The sequence below is a fragment of the Paraburkholderia solitsugae genome (assembly GCF_013177695.1).
Taxonomy (GTDB): Bacteria; Pseudomonadota; Gammaproteobacteria; order Burkholderiales; family Burkholderiaceae; genus Paraburkholderia; species Paraburkholderia solitsugae.
Window position 1 is genome coordinate 40,215 of record NZ_WOEY01000161.1, and the last position, 14,367, is coordinate 54,581.

The window sequence follows — 14,367 nt, forward strand, 5'->3', positions numbered from 1 at the left end:
GTGACGGCAAATAACTTGCGCGTTACTCGGCAAAAGAGCCGCCGGCTGCTTCAATCGCAGCGCGCGCACCCTTCGTCGCACCCAGACCCTTCACAACGACCTTGCGCTTGAGCTCGCCCGTCGCGATGATCTTGGCGCTCTTGATCAGCTCACCGAGCAGGCCGGCTTGCTTCAGAGCCAACAGATCGATTTCGTCGACCGGCAGCTTTTCCAGATCAGAGAGACGCACTTCACCGACGAATTCCTTCGTCAGCGAGGTGAAGCCACGCTTCGGCAGGCGACGTTGCAGCGGCATTTGACCGCCTTCGAAGCCAACCTTGTGAAAGCCGCCCGAACGCGACTTCTGACCCTTGTGACCACGGCCAGCAGTCTTGCCCAGACCGGAGCCGATACCACGGCCGACGCGACGCTTAGCGTGCTTCGAGCCTTCAGCCGGCTTCAGGTTATTCAATTCCATTATCAACTCCTTGAGTCCTGGTCAGCCGCTTAGCTGATGACCTTAACGAGGTACGAAACCTTGTTGATCATGCCGCGCACAGCCGGCGTGTCCTGCAACTCGCTAACCGAGTTGAGTCGGCGCAGACCCAGGCCACGCACCGTTGCACGGTGCGTTTCACGGGTGCCGATCAGGCTCTTGACGAGCTGGACCTTGACAGTTTTATCAGACATGGTGTCCACCTTAGCCCAGAATATCTTCGACGGACTTGCCGCGCTTCGCCGCGATATCACCCGGCGTCGACTGCTTGCGCAGACCGTCGAGCGTTGCACGAACGAGGTTGTACGGGTTCGTCGAACCGTGGCTCTTGGCCACAACGTTCTGCACGCCCATCACGTCGAACACTGCGCGCATCGGGCCGCCAGCGATCACACCGGTACCGTCCTTGGCCGGAGCCAAGAGGACCATTGATGCGCCGTGCTTACCGTGCACTTCGTGTTGCAGGGTACCGTTCTTAAGCGGCACCTTGAACATGTTGCGGCGAGCCTGTTCCATCGCCTTCTGAACAGCGACCGGCACTTCCTTCGCCTTGCCCTTGCCCATACCGACGCGGCCATCACCGTCGCCAACCACGGTCAGTGCGGCAAAACCGAGAATCCGGCCGCCCTTCACAACCTTGGTCACGCGGTTGACCGAAATCATCTTTTCGCGCAGGCCGTCGTCGCGTTCGTCAGCCTGAACTTTCGCTTGCATCTTTGCCATGACGAATTCTTCCCTTAGAACTTGAGTCCGGCTTCGCGCGCCGCATCAGCCAGCGCTTTCACGCGGCCGTGGTAACGGAAACCCGAACGGTCGAAGGCGACGGATTCGATGCCGGCAGCCTTAGCCTTTTCTGCAATGCGCTTACCGATCAGGGTCGCAGCAGCGACGTTGCCGCCCTTGCCCGTCTGATCAGCCAGTTGCGCACGCACTTCGGCTTCGAGCGTCGACGCGCTGGCGAGCACCTTGGTGCCGCACGGCGAGAACACTTGCGCATAGATGTGCGTGTTCGTGCGATGCACGGCGAGACGCGCGACCTGCAGCTCAGCGATCTTGATACGCGTCTGACGAGCGCGGCGCAGGCGAGATTGAGTCTTATCCATGATTGCGCACCCTTACTTCTTCTTCGTTTCTTTGAGGATCACAACCTCATTGGCGTAACGCACACCCTTGCCCTTATAGGGCTCCGGCGGGCGATAGCCGCGCACTTCTGCAGCGACCTGGCCAACTTGTTGCTTGTTGATCCCCTTGATCACGATTTCGGTTTGCGTCGGGGTTTCAGCCTTGACGCCTTCCGGCATCTGGTGCACCACGGGGTGCGAGAAACCCAGCGACAGATTCAGCTTGTCGCCTTGCGCCTGTGCGCGGTAACCGACGCCAACCAGCGTCAGCTTGCGCTCGAAACCCTTCGTCACGCCGTTCACCATGTTCGCAACCAGTGCGCGCATCGTGCCCGACATCGCATTCGCTTCGCGGCTCTCGTCCACCGGCTCGAACTTCAGCGTGCCGTTGTCGTTCACCACCTTCACGAGGCTGTTTGCAGCCTGCGAAATCGTACCCAGCGGGCCCTTGACGGTAATGCGTTCGTCGCTCAGGGCCACTTCTGCGCCTTGCAGCGCGATCGGGCTTTTACCTACTCGAGACATGTTTCTCTCCTTTCGGCCTTAAGCGACGTAGCAGATGACTTCGCCGCCAACGCCCGTTGCACGCGCCTTGCGGTCCGTCATCACGCCCTTCGGCGTCGACACGATTGCCACGCCGAGGCCATTCATGACCACGGGGATGTCGTTACGGCCGCGGTACACACGCAGACCAGGCTTCGAAACGCGTTCAATGCGCTCGATCACCGGACGGCCAGCGTAGTACTTCAACACGATGTTCAATTCAGACTTCGCACCTTCGGACTTCACTGCGAAATCATCGATATAGCCTTCGTCCTTCAGGACCTGCGCAATCGCAACCTTGACTTTCGACGAGGGCATTGTCACCGAAACTTTCTCAACCATCTGCGCGTTGCGGATGCGAGTCAGCATATCGGCGATAGGATCACTCATGCTCATTTACGTTTCTCCTATTACCAGCTCGCCTTGGTCAGGCCAGGGATCTCGCCGCGGAACGCGATTTCGCGAATCTTGTTACGCGCCAGCCCGAATTTACGGAACGTGCCACGTGGGCGACCGGTAATTGCACAACGATTGCGCTTACGGGTCGGATTAGAGTTGCGCGGCAGTTGTTGCAGTTCCAGACGTGCTGCGTAATGCTCTTCGTCCGACTTGCTCATATCGCCAATGATCGCCTTCAGCTCAGCACGCTTGGGAGCGTACTTAGCGGCCAGGCGAGCACGCTTCTTTTCACGTTCGATCAGTGCCAGTTTAGCCACGGTAACCTCAGTTTCTGAACGGGAACTTGAAGCTGGCGAGCAGAGCCTTTGCTTCGTCGTCGGTCTTCGCAGTTGTCGTGATGCTGATGTTCAGCCCACGCAGTGCGTCGATCTTGTCGTAGTCTATTTCGGGGAAAATGATCTGCTCTTTCACACCGATGTTGTAGTTGCCGCGACCGTCGAACGCACGACCCGACACGCCACGGAAGTCACGCACACGGGGGAGCGCGACCGTCACGAAACGGTCCAGAAATTCGTACATTGCTTGACCACGCAACGTGACCATTGCACCGATCGGATAGCCCTGACGGATCTTGAAGCCAGCGATTGCCTTGCGTGCCTTCGTGATCACCGGCTTCTGGCCTGCGATCTTCGTCAGGTCGCCAACGGCGTTTTCGATGATCTTCTTGTCAGCAACCGCTTCGCCAAGGCCCATGTTCAGGGTGATCTTGGTGATGCGCGGCACTTCCATCACGGACTTGTAACCGAACTTCTCGATGAGGCCGGGTACAACCTTTTCTTTGTAAAACTCTTGCAAACGAGCCATTTTTTTACTCCGCAGCGTCAGGCGCTCAGCACGGCACCGGTCGTCTTAAGGAAACGGACTTTCTTGTCTCCCTCGACCTTGATGCCTACACGCGACGCCTTGCCATTCGCGTCGACCAATGCGACGTTCGAAATTTGCAGCGGCATCGTCTTGGCTTCCACGCCACCCGTCGTACCCTTCATCGGGTTCGGCTTGACGTGCTTCTTGACGAGGTTGATGCCCTCGACAATAACTTTGCCTTCGCCAACGGACAGCACGACGCCGCGCTTGCCTTTATCTTTGCCGGTGATGACGATAACCTCGTCACCTTTGCGAATCTTGTTCATCGCGACTCCTTACAGCACTTCAGGTGCCAACGAAACGATCTTCATGAATCGTTCGCTGCGCAACTCGCGCGTAACAGGCCCGAAAATACGGGTGCCAATAGGTTCGAGCTTGGCATTCAACAGCACTGCAGCATTGCCGTCGAACTTGATCAGCGAGCCGTCCTGACGGCGCACGCCCTTGGCGGTGCGAACCACCACGGCGTTGTAAATTTCGCCTTTCTTCACGCGCCCGCGCGGCGTTGCTTCTTTGACGGTCACCTTAATGATGTCGCCAATGCTGGCATAACGACGCTTCGAGCCGCCGAGAACCTTGATGCACATGACTTCACGCGCACCGGTGTTGTCGGCCACTTCAAGCCGAGTTTCGGTCTGGATCATGGTTTATCTATCCCAACTTAATCCGGTCACACCACCATGGCGTACCCGGTCAGTCTTGGTCCCGTCAGCCAATCGGCTGCTTGGGTATGAACAGCAGCGACGGCAAACGAAACCCGCCATCGCAATCCGGTGAATCCTTCGGAACAGACTGGCGCCTGAACCGCTTCCCCCACCAACTTCGCCCGCGACGGGGCTCCCATAAAAGAGGGAAGACCGAGATTATAACAAATAATCTCGGTCTTGCAAGCGAAACTTACTGCGATTTCAACTACTTCTACAACTTTGCGGCGTCAGATGACGCGAGCAGCCTCAACCAGGCGAGCCACAACCCAAGCTTTCGTCTTCGAAATCGGACGCGTTTCCTGGATTTCAACGAGGTCACCCTCGTTGTACGTGTTCGCATCGTCGTGCGCGTGGTACTTCTTCGAACGCACAACGTACTTGCCGTAGATCGGGTGCTTCACGCGGTGCTCAACCAGCACGGTGACCGTCTTGTCCATCTTGTTGCTGACGACCTTGCCGACCAGCGTCCGCTTGAGCGAGGTTTTTACGCTATCGTTCATTTCTGGTTCGCCTTCTCAGTCAGGACGGTCCGCACACGTGCGATGTCGCGACGAACCTTCTTCAGCTGGCTCGTGTTCGTGAGCTGCTGGGTCGCGAGTTGCATGCGCAGGCCGAATTGCGCCTTCAACAGGTCCGACAGCTCCTTGTTGAGCGCGGCCTGATCTTTCTGGTGAAGTTCGGAAGCCTTCATCATTTACTCCTTAGGCGCCGAGCTGACGCACGATAAACGTCGTCTTGAGCGGCAGCTTAGCTGCAGCCAGACGGAACGCTTCGCGTGCCAGCTCTTCGGTTACGCCGTCCATTTCGTACAGCATCTTGCCCGGTTGAATCTCCGCGACGTAGTACTCAGGGTTACCTTTACCGTTACCCATACGTACTTCAGCCGGCTTGTGCGAGATCGGCTTGTCCGGGAAGATGCGGATCCAGATGCGGCCACCACGCTTGATGTGACGCGTCATTGCACGACGTGCCGCTTCAATCTGGCGCGCGGTCAAGCGACCACGACCGATAGCCTTCAGGCCGAACTCACCGAACGACACCGCGTTGCCGCGGGTAGCGATACCGGTGTTACGACCCTTCTGCTCTTTGCGATACTTTCTGCGTTTCGGTTGCAGCATCGTTATTCTCCAGTCTTCCCGCCGTCGCCGGCACCGCCAGCACGACGGGGAGCGCCACGGCGTGCACCTGCCGGGCCACCACCTTCACCATCGCGACGCGGACGGCGATCGCCACCCGGACGTGCGTTGCGGCGCGGACGCTTTTCTTCGGCGACTTCTTCAACCACCGGAGCGTCGTTGCGGCCGAGCGTGTCGCCCTTGTAGACCCACACCTTCACGCCGATGATGCCGTACGTCGTCTTCGCTTCCGACGTTGCGTAGTCGATATCAGCACGCAGCGTATGAAGGGGCACGCGACCTTCGCGATACCATTCCGTACGAGCGATTTCGATACCGTTCAGGCGGCCAGCGCTCATGATCTTGATGCCTTGAGCACCCAGACGCATTGCGTTTTGCATCGCACGCTTCATCGCGCGGCGGAACATAATCCGGCGCTCGAGTTGTTGCGTGATCGAATCCGCGATCAGTTGCGCATCGGTTTCCGGCTTACGGATTTCTTCGATGTTGACGTGGACCGGAACGCCCATGCGGCGTTGCAGTTCCGACTTCAGCAGCTCAATATCCTCGCCCTTCTTACCGATGACGACACCCGGACGCGAGCTATAAATCGTGATGCGCGCGTTCTTCGCCGGACGCTCGATAACGACGCGGCCAACCGAAGCGTTTTTCAGCTTCTTCTTCAGGTATTCACGAACACCGATGTCTTCCTGCAACATCGCCGCGAAATTGTTGTTGTTCGCGTACCAACGCGACGCCCAATTGCGGCTGACGGCCAAACGGAAGCCAGTCGGATGAATTTTCTGTCCCATCGTATGACCCCTTAATTCCCGACCGTCACAGTGATGTGACAGGATTGCTTCTCGATGCGGTTACCACGGCCTTTAGCGCGCGCGGTAAAACGCTTGAGCGATGCAGCCTTGTCGACCATGATGCTCGTTACCTTGAGCTCGTCGATATCGGCGCCTTCGTTATGCTCCGCATTCGCGATCGCCGACAGCACAACCTTTTTCACGATTCCCGCAGCCTTCTTCGGCGAGAACGTCAGAACGTTCAGCGCCTTGTCGACCGGCAAACCGCGGATCTGGTCAGCCACAAGGCGCGTTTTCTGCGCCGAGATGCGGGCACCGCGATGAATTGCTTTCACTTCCATCATGATCCCCTTATTTCTTAGCCTTCTTGTCGGCTGCATGACCCTTGAACGTCCGGGTCAATGCGAACTCGCCAAGCTTGTGGCCGACCATGTTTTCCGAGATGTACACCGGAACGTGTTGACGGCCGTTATGCACAGCAATCGTCAAACCGATGAAATCCGGCAGAATCGTCGAACGACGCGACCAGGTTTTGATCGGCTTCTTGTCACGCGCAGCGGCTGCCGACTCAACTTTCTTCAGCAAATGGGCGTCGCAGAACGGACCTTTTTTTACAGAACGTGCCATTGCCTACTCCTTAACGCTTGTGACGGCGCTGGACGATCATGCTCGTCGTGCGCTTGTTGCTGCGGGTGCGATAACCCTTAGCAGGCGTGCCCCACGGGCTCACCGGATCGCGACCTGCAGCCGTCTTGCCTTCACCACCGCCGTGCGGGTGATCGACCGGGTTCATTGCAACGCCACGCACCGTCGGGCGGATACCGCGCCAGCGATTCGCGCCAGCCTTACCGATTTGACGGAGGCTATGCTCTTCGTTGCCAACTTCACCAATCGTCGCGCGGCATTCAACGTGAACGCGGCGGATTTCACCCGAGCGCAGGCGGACCTGTGCGTAGATGCCTTCACGAGCCAGCAACATCGCCGACGTGCCAGCCGAACGCGCCATTTGCGCGCCCTTGCCCGGCAACATTTCGATGCAGTGAATCGTCGTACCGACCGGGATATTGCGGATCGGCAGCGTGTTACCTGCGCGGATCGGAGCTTCCGAACCCGACATCAGTTGCTGGCCAACCGTCAAACCCTTCGGAGCGATGATGTACTTGCGCTCGCCGTCTGCGTACAGAACCAGCGCGATGTTCGCGCTACGGTTCGGATCGTACTCAAGACGTTCGACCTTTGCCGGAATGCCGTCCTTGTTGCGACGGAAATCGACGACACGGTAATGATGCTTATGACCACCACCCTTATGGCGCGTGGTGATGTGGCCGTTGTTGTTACGGCCGGCGGTCGTGGATTGCGAATCGAGCAGCGGCGCGAACGGCTTGCCCTTATGCAGATCCTTGTTGACCACCTTGACCATCGCACGGCGACCCGGCGAAGTCGGCTTAACTTTAACGATTGCCATGATTACTTGGCCTCCGCTTCAAAGTTGATTTCCTGGCCGGGCTTCAGGCAGACGTACGCCTTCTTCACGTCCTTGCGCTTGCCCATGAAGCGGCCAAAGCGCTTGGCTTTGCCCTTCGAGACCAGCACGTTGACGGAATTGACTTCCACCTTGAACAGCAGCTCGACTGCAGCTTTCACTTCCTGCTTCGTGGCATCGGGCGCGACTTCGAACACAACTTGCTCGTTCTTGTCGGCCACCAGCGTCGCCTTTTCGGAGATCACCGGCGCGAGCAGGACCTGCATCAAACGATGATCGTTCTTGCGAATCTCGCTCATGACAGCAACTCCTCGATCTGGGCGACCGCAGCCTTCGTGATCAGGATCTTCTTGAAGTAGATCAGCGACAGCGGGTCGGCGTAACGCGGCTCGACAACTGCCACATGGGCGAGGTTGCGCGACGCGAGGTACAGGTTTTCGTCAACCGTGTCGGTAATCACCAGCACGGAGTCGAGACCCATCGCCTTGAATTTTTCGGCCAGCAGCTTCGTCTTCGGCGCTTCGAGCGTCAGCTCGTCAACCACCGAGATGCGGCCTTCGCGAGCCAGCTGCGAGAAGATCGAGCAGAGGCCTGCGCGATGCATCTTCTTGTTAACCTTGTGCGAAAAGTTTTCTTCCGGCGAATTCGGGAAGATCCGGCCACCGCCGCGCCACAACGGGCTCGACGACATACCGGCACGGGCGCGGCCCGTACCCTTCTGGCGCCACGGCTTCTTGGTCGTGTGCTTGACTTGCTCACGGTCCTTCTGCGCGCGGTTGCCGCTACGGGCATTCGCTTGATACGCCACCACAACCTGGTGAATCAGGGCTTCGTTGTAATCGCGGCCGAACACGACGTCCGACGCGCTAACGCCTGCACCTTCCTGACCATTGGCATTCAGGAGCTTAAGTTCCATTATTTCGCTCCTTTCACGGCACGCGTCTTCACGGCCGGCGTAACGAATACCTTGCCACCCTTCGCACCCGGAACGGCGCCCTTGACCAGCAACAGCTTGCGGTCAGCGTCGATACGAGCGATCTCGAGGTTTTGCACGGTTACCGTATCGTCACCCATGTGACCGGTCATGCGCTTACCCGGGAAAACACGACCCGGATCCTGCGCCATACCGATCGAACCCGGCACGTTGTGCGAGCGCGAGTTACCGTGCGATGCACGGCCGGATGCGAAGTTGTAACGCTTGATGGTACCGGCGTAGCCCTTACCGATCGACACGCCTTGCACGTCGACCTTCTGGCCTACTTCGAACAGGTCGGGACCGACCACGGTGCCGCTCGACAACTCGGCAGCCTTGGCAGCATCGATCTGGAATTCTTTGAGGATTTCACCGGCTTGAACACCGGCTTTGGCGAGATGACCGGCCAACGGCTTCGTCACACGCGATGCACGGCGCGTACCGAATGCAACCTGCACGGCGGTGTAGCCGTCGGTTTCAACAGTCTTGATCTGCGTCACGCGGTTGTCGGACACGTCCAGCACGGTAACGGGAATCGAATCCCCTTCTGCCGTGAAGATACGGGTCATGCCAACCTTGCGACCTACGAGTCCAAGGCTCATCGTTTTCTCCATTCCCGACTGCGATTGGTCGGGGCTAATTTACAAAATGCCGGTGCCGTTTCGGGCATGAAATCATGCTGCAGCACACCGACTTTTTTGCGCAAATGCGCGAAAAGCCTTGCATTATAGCGAGGCTTTTCGTTTTCCGCAAGCAATCAATGACTTAGCGTTGCCCGGCATGCCAGGCAAGCGTTAGAAGCCTTATTGGAGCTTGATTTCCACGTCCACGCCAGCCGGCAGGTCCAGCTTCATCAGTGCGTCAACGGTCTTGTCCGTCGGATCGACGATGTCCATCAGGCGTTGGTGCGTACGGATTTCGAGCTGATCGCGCGACGTCTTGTTGACGTGCGGCGAACGCAGGATGTCGAAACGTTGAATGCGGGTCGGCAGGGGCACCGGACCACGAACGATTGCGCCAGTCCGCTTTGCCGTGTCGACGATTTCAGCTGCCGATTGATCGATCAGGCGATAGTCGAAAGCCTTCAGGCGAATGCGGATTTTCTGGTTCTGCATGACAATTCCTTGGAAAGAGCGAGGCGGTATTGCGCCGCCAGATAGTAAAAGAACGTAGAGCCGGGCACCCGCTGTGGGCTGGCACCCGGCTCCGGGCACCACTTACTGCAACTTCAGCCCTCGATTTTACTCGAGAATCTTAGCAACCACACCTGCGCCGACCGTACGGCCGCCTTCGCGGATTGCGAAGCGCAGACCTTCTTCCATCGCGATCGGGTTGATCAGCTTCACCGTGATCGACACGTTGTCGCCCGGCATGACCATTTCCTTGTCCTTCGGCAACTCGATCGAGCCCGTCACGTCCGTCGTACGGAAGTAGAACTGCGGACGATAGTTGTTGAAGAACGGCGTGTGGCGGCCGCCTTCGTCCTTGCTCAGCACGTACACTTCAGCCGTGAAGTGCGTGTGCGGGTTGATCGAACCCGGCTTCGCCAGAACCTGGCCACGCTCCACGTCTTCACGCTTCGTGCCGCGCAGCAGGATACCCACGTTGTCGCCTGCCTGACCCTGGTCGAGCAGCTTGCGGAACATTTCCACGCCCGTGCACGTCGTCTTCACCGTCGGCTTGATACCGACGATTTCGATTTCTTCGCCGACCTTCACCACGCCGCGCTCAACGCGACCCGTCACCACCGTGCCGCGACCCGAGATCGAGAACACGTCTTCCACCGGCATCAGGAACGCACCGTCAACTGCGCGCTCCGGCGTCGGGATGTACGTGTCCAGCGCATCGGCCAGGTTCATGATCGCCACTTCGCCCAGCTCGCCCGTGTCGCCTTCCAGCGCCAGCTTGGCCGAACCCTTGATGATCGGCGTGTCGTCGCCCGGGAAGTCGTACTTCGACAGAAGTTCGCGAACTTCCATCTCGACGAGCTCCAGCAGCTCAGCGTCGTCCACCATGTCGCACTTGTTCAGGAACACGATGATGTACGGAACGCCAACCTGACGCGCCAGCAGGATGTGCTCACGCGTTTGCGGCATCGGGCCGTCTGCAGCCGAACACACCAAGATCGCGCCGTCCATCTGCGCTGCGCCCGTGATCATGTTCTTCACATAGTCAGCGTGGCCCGGGCAGTCAACGTGTGCGTAGTGGCGGTTAGCCGTTTCGTACTCGACGTGCGCCGTGTTGATCGTGATACCACGTGCCTTTTCTTCCGGCGCCGCGTCGATCTGGTCGTATGCCTTCGCTTCGCCGCCAAACTTCTTGGTCAGCACCGTCGTGATCGCTGCCGTCAGCGTGGTCTTGCCGTGGTCAACGTGACCGATCGTGCCGACGTTCACGTGCGGCTTGGTCCGTTCGAATTTACCTTTAGCCATGTTTCTCTTCTTTCAAAAAGTTAATCGTTGAATGACTTGCCGCGTACTTACTTCGACTTCGCGTTGATGATCGCTTCAGACACGTTGCGCGGTGCTTCGGAGTAGTGCTTGAACTCCATCGTGTACGTTGCACGACCTTGGGTCAGCGAACGCAGCGACGTCGAGTAGCCGAACATTTCCGACAGCGGCACTTCGGCGCGAACGATCTTGCCGCCGCCAACCATGTCGTCCATGCCCTGAACGATACCGCGACGGCCCGACAGGTCGCCCATCACGTTGCCCATGTAATCTTCAGGCGTTTCGACTTCCACAGCCATCATCGGTTCGAGGATGACCGGCTGCGCCTTGCGCATTGCTTCCTTGAACGCCATCGAACCAGCCATGCGGAACGCATTTTCGTTCGAGTCAACGTCGTGGTACGAACCAAACGTCAGGTGAACCTTCACGTCAACAACCGGGAAGCCTGCCAGCACGCCAGCCTTCAGCGTTTCCTGGATACCCTTGTCGACTGCCGGGATGTATTCACGCGGAATCACACCGCCCTTGATCTCGTCCAGGAACTCGTAGCCCTTGCCCTGCTCATTCGGCTCGAGCGTGATGACCGCGTGACCGTACTGGCCGCGACCACCCGACTGCTTGACGAACTTGCCGTCGACGTCTTCCGCCTTGCCGCGGATCGTTTCACGATACGCCACTTGCGGCTTGCCAACCGTTGCTTCGACGCCGAATTCACGCTTCATCCGGTCGACCAGAATTTCCAGGTGGAGCTCGCCCATGCCCGAAATAATGGTTTGACCCGATTCTTCGTCCGTTTGAACGCGGAACGACGGATCTTCCTGAGCCAGACGGTTCAGGGCCAGACCCATCTTTTCCTGGTCCGGCTTCGTCTTCGGCTCAACAGCCTGCGAAATCACCGGCTCCGGGAAAATCATGCGTTCGAGCACGATCGGGTGCAGCGGATCGCACAGCGTGTCGCCCGTGGTTGCGTCTTTCAGGCCAACAGCCGCAGCGATGTCGCCTGCGTGCACTTCCTTGATTTCTTCACGCTGGTTTGCGTGCATCAGCAGAATACGACCGAGACGTTCCTTCTTGTCCTTGGTCGCGTTCAGCAGCGTGTCGCCCGACTTCGTCGTGCCGGAGTACACACGGAAGAAGATCAGCTGGCCGACAAACGGGTCGGTCATGATCTTGAATGCGAGGGACGAGAACTTCTCGTCGTCAGCTGCGCGACGCTCAGCCTTTTCACCGTTTTCGAGTTCACCCGTAACCGGCGGAATGTCGATCGGCGACGGCAGGAAGTCGAGCACGGCGTCCAGCATGCGTTGCACGCCCTTGTTCTTGAACGCGGTACCGCACAGCATCGGCTGGATTTCGCAAGCGATCGTACGGTCGCGCAGACCCTTGACGATTTCTGCTTCCGTCAACTCGCCTTCTTCGAGGTACTTGTTCATCAGATCTTCGCTCGATTCAGCCGCAGCTTCGACCATCTTTTCACGCCATTCATTGCACGTGTCGACGAGTTCTGCCGGGATTTCTTCGTACGAGAACTTCGTGCCTTGGGACGCTTCGTCCCAAATGATCGCTTTCATCTTCAGCAGATCGACCACGCCCGTGAACGATTCTTCAGCGCCGATAGGCACCACGACCGGAACCGGATTCGCCTTCAGACGCAGCTTGAGCTGGTCGTAGACCTTGAAGAAGTTCGCGCCGGTACGGTCCATCTTGTTGATGAACGCGAGACGGGGAACCTTGTACTTGTTAGCCTGGCGCCACACGGTTTCCGACTGGGGCTGCACGCCGCCCACTGCGCAATACACCATGCATGCGCCGTCGAGCACGCGCATCGAGCGCTCAACTTCAATCGTGAAGTCAACGTGGCCCGGGGTGTCGATGATGTTGATGCGGTGCTCAGCGCGGTCGCCGGCCATGCCTTTCCAGAATGCCGTGGTAGCAGCGGACGTGATCGTGATGCCGCGTTCCTGCTCCTGCTCCATCCAGTCCATGGTGGCAGCGCCGTCGTGAACTTCACCAATCTTGTGGTTCACGCCGGTGTAGAACAAGATGCGCTCGGTCGTCGTCGTTTTGCCGGCGTCGATGTGAGCGCTAATACCGATGTTACGGTAGCGCTCGATAGGTGTCTTGCGAGCCACTTTGATCCTCTATTGGGATGACGCGATGCGAGAAAATACCCATCGCGCTGTAACACAAACGGGCGAGGCGCTTTGTAAGCGCACCCGCCCGGAATTTCTTTCCGCTTTTTCTGCTAAACCCGGGTTCGGGAAGCTTAGAAACGGAAGTGCGAGAACGCCTTGTTGGCTTCTGCCATCCGGTGAACTTCGTCGCGCTTCTTCATCGCGCCGCCACGGCCTTCGGCCGCTTCGGAGAGTTCACCTGCCAGACGCAGGGCCATCGACTTCTCGCTGCGCTTCTTCGCGGCTTCACGCAACCAACGCATCGCCAATGCCATACGACGCGACGGACGCACTTCGACCGGAACCTGATAGTTCGCACCACCAACGCGGCGGCTCTTAACTTCGACCACCGGCTTGACGTTGTTGAGCGCTACCGTGAACACTTCCAGCGGGTCCTTGCCACCCTTGGTCTGGATCTGTTCGAAAGCGCCGTACACGATGCGCTCAGCAACCGACTTCTTGCCGGAGAGCATCAGCACGTTCATGAACTTAGCTACATCTACGTTACCGAACTTCGGATCCGGCAACACTTCCCGCTTGGGGACTTCGCGACGACGCGGCATGTTTCTTCCTTTACTTTTTCAGTTGGAGCTATTTTTAGCCCCGCGGCCACCAACTAACCCGATTCATCTCTAACGACTTACCAGCCTGGTCGGGTGACCACTTACTCGACAGCACCGGCGATTCCGGCACCACCGCTATTACCGCCTTTACAGGCGACCTGAAACTACACTGACCGGCTAATTACTTGCCAGCCTTGGCGCGCTTCGCACCGTACTTCGAGCGAGCTTGCTTACGATCCTTGACGCCCTGGGTATCCAGCGAGCCGCGAACCATGTGGTAACGCACACCCGGCAAGTCCTTAACACGGCCGCCGCGAATCAGCACGACCGAGTGTTCCTGCAGGTTGTGGCCTTCACCACCGATGTACGAAATAACTTCGAAACCGTTCGTCAGACGAACCTTGGCAACCTTACGCAGTGCCGAGTTAGGCTTCTTAGGCGTCGTGGTGTACACACGGGTGCACACGCCGCGACGCTGGGGGCAGTCCTGCAAAGCCGGGCTCTTGCTCTTCGTCGTTTCCGACGCGCGGCCTTTGCGAACCAGTTGATTGATGGTTGGCATTGTTTATTCCTGAAATTGAACAAAATCGACGCATCTGTTTCCGGGCAAAGCAGAAACGATTGCGCA

Annotated in this window: 25 protein-coding genes; all 25 read right to left on the reverse strand. The window is 58.2% G+C overall.

The genetic code is table 11. From position 1 onward, the window contains the following. Positions 1 to 22: 22 nt before the first annotated feature. The 25 genes from rplO to rpsL all read right to left on the reverse strand — a co-directional run bounded on the left by rplO (position 23) and on the right by rpsL (position 14,301). Complete coding sequence (gene rplO, locus GNZ12_RS40165) at positions 23 to 457, reverse strand: 50S ribosomal protein L15 (RefSeq protein ID WP_074281990.1); 435 nt, start codon at positions 455 to 457, stop codon at positions 23 to 25. A 29-nt stretch (positions 458 to 486) separates the two neighbouring features. After that, entirely contained in the window at positions 487 to 669 is a 183-nt protein-coding gene (rpmD, locus tag GNZ12_RS40170) for a 50S ribosomal protein L30 (RefSeq protein WP_007180126.1), read from the reverse strand. 10 nt (positions 670 to 679) lie between these two features. Continuing rightward, complete coding sequence (gene rpsE, locus GNZ12_RS40175) at positions 680 to 1,198, reverse strand: 30S ribosomal protein S5 (protein WP_006052219.1); 519 nt, start codon at positions 1,196 to 1,198, stop codon at positions 680 to 682. 14 nt (positions 1,199 to 1,212) lie between these two features. Then, entirely contained in the window at positions 1,213 to 1,578 is a 366-nt protein-coding gene (gene rplR, locus GNZ12_RS40180) for a 50S ribosomal protein L18 (protein ID WP_006052218.1), read from the reverse strand. 12 nt (positions 1,579 to 1,590) lie between these two features. Next, positions 1,591 to 2,121, reverse strand: a complete 531-nt coding sequence (gene rplF, locus GNZ12_RS40185) for a 50S ribosomal protein L6 (RefSeq protein WP_028199570.1) — start codon at positions 2,119 to 2,121, stop codon at positions 1,591 to 1,593. A gap of 18 nt (positions 2,122 to 2,139) precedes the next feature. Next, positions 2,140 to 2,535, reverse strand: coding sequence for a 30S ribosomal protein S8 (gene rpsH, locus GNZ12_RS40190; RefSeq protein WP_006052216.1), 396 nt, complete (start codon positions 2,533 to 2,535; stop codon positions 2,140 to 2,142). A 14-nt stretch (positions 2,536 to 2,549) separates the two neighbouring features. Continuing rightward, positions 2,550 to 2,855: a 30S ribosomal protein S14 gene (gene rpsN / locus GNZ12_RS40195; protein ID WP_006052215.1), complete on the reverse strand. Its 306-nt coding sequence runs from the start codon at positions 2,853 to 2,855 to the stop codon at positions 2,550 to 2,552. Positions 2,856 to 2,862: 7 nt separating this feature from the next. Further along, entirely contained in the window at positions 2,863 to 3,402 is a 540-nt protein-coding gene (gene rplE, locus GNZ12_RS40200; protein ID WP_006052214.1) for a 50S ribosomal protein L5, read from the reverse strand. 17 nt (positions 3,403 to 3,419) lie between these two features. Continuing rightward, a complete protein-coding gene (gene rplX, locus GNZ12_RS40205) occupies positions 3,420 to 3,728 on the reverse strand; it encodes a 50S ribosomal protein L24 (RefSeq protein ID WP_115781222.1) in 309 nt (102 codons plus the stop codon). A gap of 9 nt (positions 3,729 to 3,737) precedes the next feature. After that, positions 3,738 to 4,106, reverse strand: coding sequence for a 50S ribosomal protein L14 (gene rplN / locus GNZ12_RS40210; protein WP_006052212.1), 369 nt, complete (start codon positions 4,104 to 4,106; stop codon positions 3,738 to 3,740). A gap of 290 nt (positions 4,107 to 4,396) precedes the next feature. After that, positions 4,397 to 4,669 (reverse strand): 30S ribosomal protein S17, encoded by a 273-nt coding sequence (gene rpsQ / locus GNZ12_RS40215; protein ID WP_007180129.1) that lies wholly within the window; start codon positions 4,667 to 4,669, stop codon positions 4,397 to 4,399. Next, a complete protein-coding gene (rpmC, locus tag GNZ12_RS40220; RefSeq protein ID WP_007180130.1) occupies positions 4,666 to 4,860 on the reverse strand; it encodes a 50S ribosomal protein L29 in 195 nt (64 codons plus the stop codon). Before rpmC ends, rpsQ begins: the two co-directional genes overlap by 4 nt. 10 nt (positions 4,861 to 4,870) lie before the next feature. After that, on the reverse strand, positions 4,871 to 5,287 hold the full coding sequence (rplP, locus tag GNZ12_RS40225) for a 50S ribosomal protein L16 (RefSeq protein ID WP_007180131.1): 417 nt from the start codon (positions 5,285 to 5,287) through the stop codon (positions 4,871 to 4,873). A 2-nt stretch (positions 5,288 to 5,289) separates the two neighbouring features. Further along, the gene (gene rpsC, locus GNZ12_RS40230; RefSeq protein ID WP_011490053.1) at positions 5,290 to 6,096 is read right to left on the reverse strand and encodes a 30S ribosomal protein S3; all 807 of its coding nucleotides are present in this window, start codon (positions 6,094 to 6,096) and stop codon (positions 5,290 to 5,292) included. Between the two features lie 11 nt (positions 6,097 to 6,107). Further along, positions 6,108 to 6,440, reverse strand: a complete 333-nt coding sequence (gene rplV, locus GNZ12_RS40235) for a 50S ribosomal protein L22 (protein WP_197070230.1) — start codon at positions 6,438 to 6,440, stop codon at positions 6,108 to 6,110. Positions 6,441 to 6,447: 7 nt separating this feature from the next. Next, complete coding sequence (rpsS, locus tag GNZ12_RS40240) at positions 6,448 to 6,723, reverse strand: 30S ribosomal protein S19 (RefSeq protein ID WP_054036552.1); 276 nt, start codon at positions 6,721 to 6,723, stop codon at positions 6,448 to 6,450. A gap of 10 nt (positions 6,724 to 6,733) precedes the next feature. Beyond that, positions 6,734 to 7,561 carry a 50S ribosomal protein L2 gene (gene rplB / locus GNZ12_RS40245; RefSeq protein ID WP_169487532.1) on the reverse strand — a complete coding sequence of 276 codons (828 nt, stop codon included), beginning with the start codon at positions 7,559 to 7,561 and terminating at the stop codon, positions 6,734 to 6,736. A gap of 2 nt (positions 7,562 to 7,563) precedes the next feature. Next, positions 7,564 to 7,878 carry a 50S ribosomal protein L23 gene (gene rplW / locus GNZ12_RS40250; protein ID WP_007180135.1) on the reverse strand — a complete coding sequence of 105 codons (315 nt, stop codon included), beginning with the start codon at positions 7,876 to 7,878 and terminating at the stop codon, positions 7,564 to 7,566. Continuing rightward, positions 7,875 to 8,495, reverse strand: a complete 621-nt coding sequence (gene rplD, locus GNZ12_RS40255; protein WP_007180136.1) for a 50S ribosomal protein L4 — start codon at positions 8,493 to 8,495, stop codon at positions 7,875 to 7,877. The genes rplW and rplD overlap by 4 nt, the downstream gene beginning before the upstream one ends. Continuing rightward, positions 8,495 to 9,154: a 50S ribosomal protein L3 gene (gene rplC / locus GNZ12_RS40260; protein WP_027800367.1), complete on the reverse strand. Its 660-nt coding sequence runs from the start codon at positions 9,152 to 9,154 to the stop codon at positions 8,495 to 8,497. Before rplC ends, rplD begins: the two co-directional genes overlap by 1 nt. Before the next feature lie 201 nt (positions 9,155 to 9,355). Continuing rightward, complete coding sequence (rpsJ, locus tag GNZ12_RS40265; protein ID WP_006998489.1) at positions 9,356 to 9,667, reverse strand: 30S ribosomal protein S10; 312 nt, start codon at positions 9,665 to 9,667, stop codon at positions 9,356 to 9,358. Between the two features lie 126 nt (positions 9,668 to 9,793). After that, the gene (gene tuf / locus GNZ12_RS40270; RefSeq protein ID WP_063497539.1) at positions 9,794 to 10,984 is read right to left on the reverse strand and encodes an elongation factor Tu; all 1,191 of its coding nucleotides are present in this window, start codon (positions 10,982 to 10,984) and stop codon (positions 9,794 to 9,796) included. A gap of 47 nt (positions 10,985 to 11,031) precedes the next feature. Then, a complete protein-coding gene (fusA, locus tag GNZ12_RS40275; RefSeq protein ID WP_054043378.1) occupies positions 11,032 to 13,134 on the reverse strand; it encodes an elongation factor G in 2,103 nt (700 codons plus the stop codon). 134 nt (positions 13,135 to 13,268) lie between these two features. Continuing rightward, positions 13,269 to 13,739, reverse strand: a complete 471-nt coding sequence (gene rpsG, locus GNZ12_RS40280; protein ID WP_006053291.1) for a 30S ribosomal protein S7 — start codon at positions 13,737 to 13,739, stop codon at positions 13,269 to 13,271. Between the two features lie 181 nt (positions 13,740 to 13,920). After that, a complete protein-coding gene (rpsL, locus tag GNZ12_RS40285; RefSeq protein WP_006998493.1) occupies positions 13,921 to 14,301 on the reverse strand; it encodes a 30S ribosomal protein S12 in 381 nt (126 codons plus the stop codon). Positions 14,302 to 14,367: the final 66 nt, after the last annotated feature.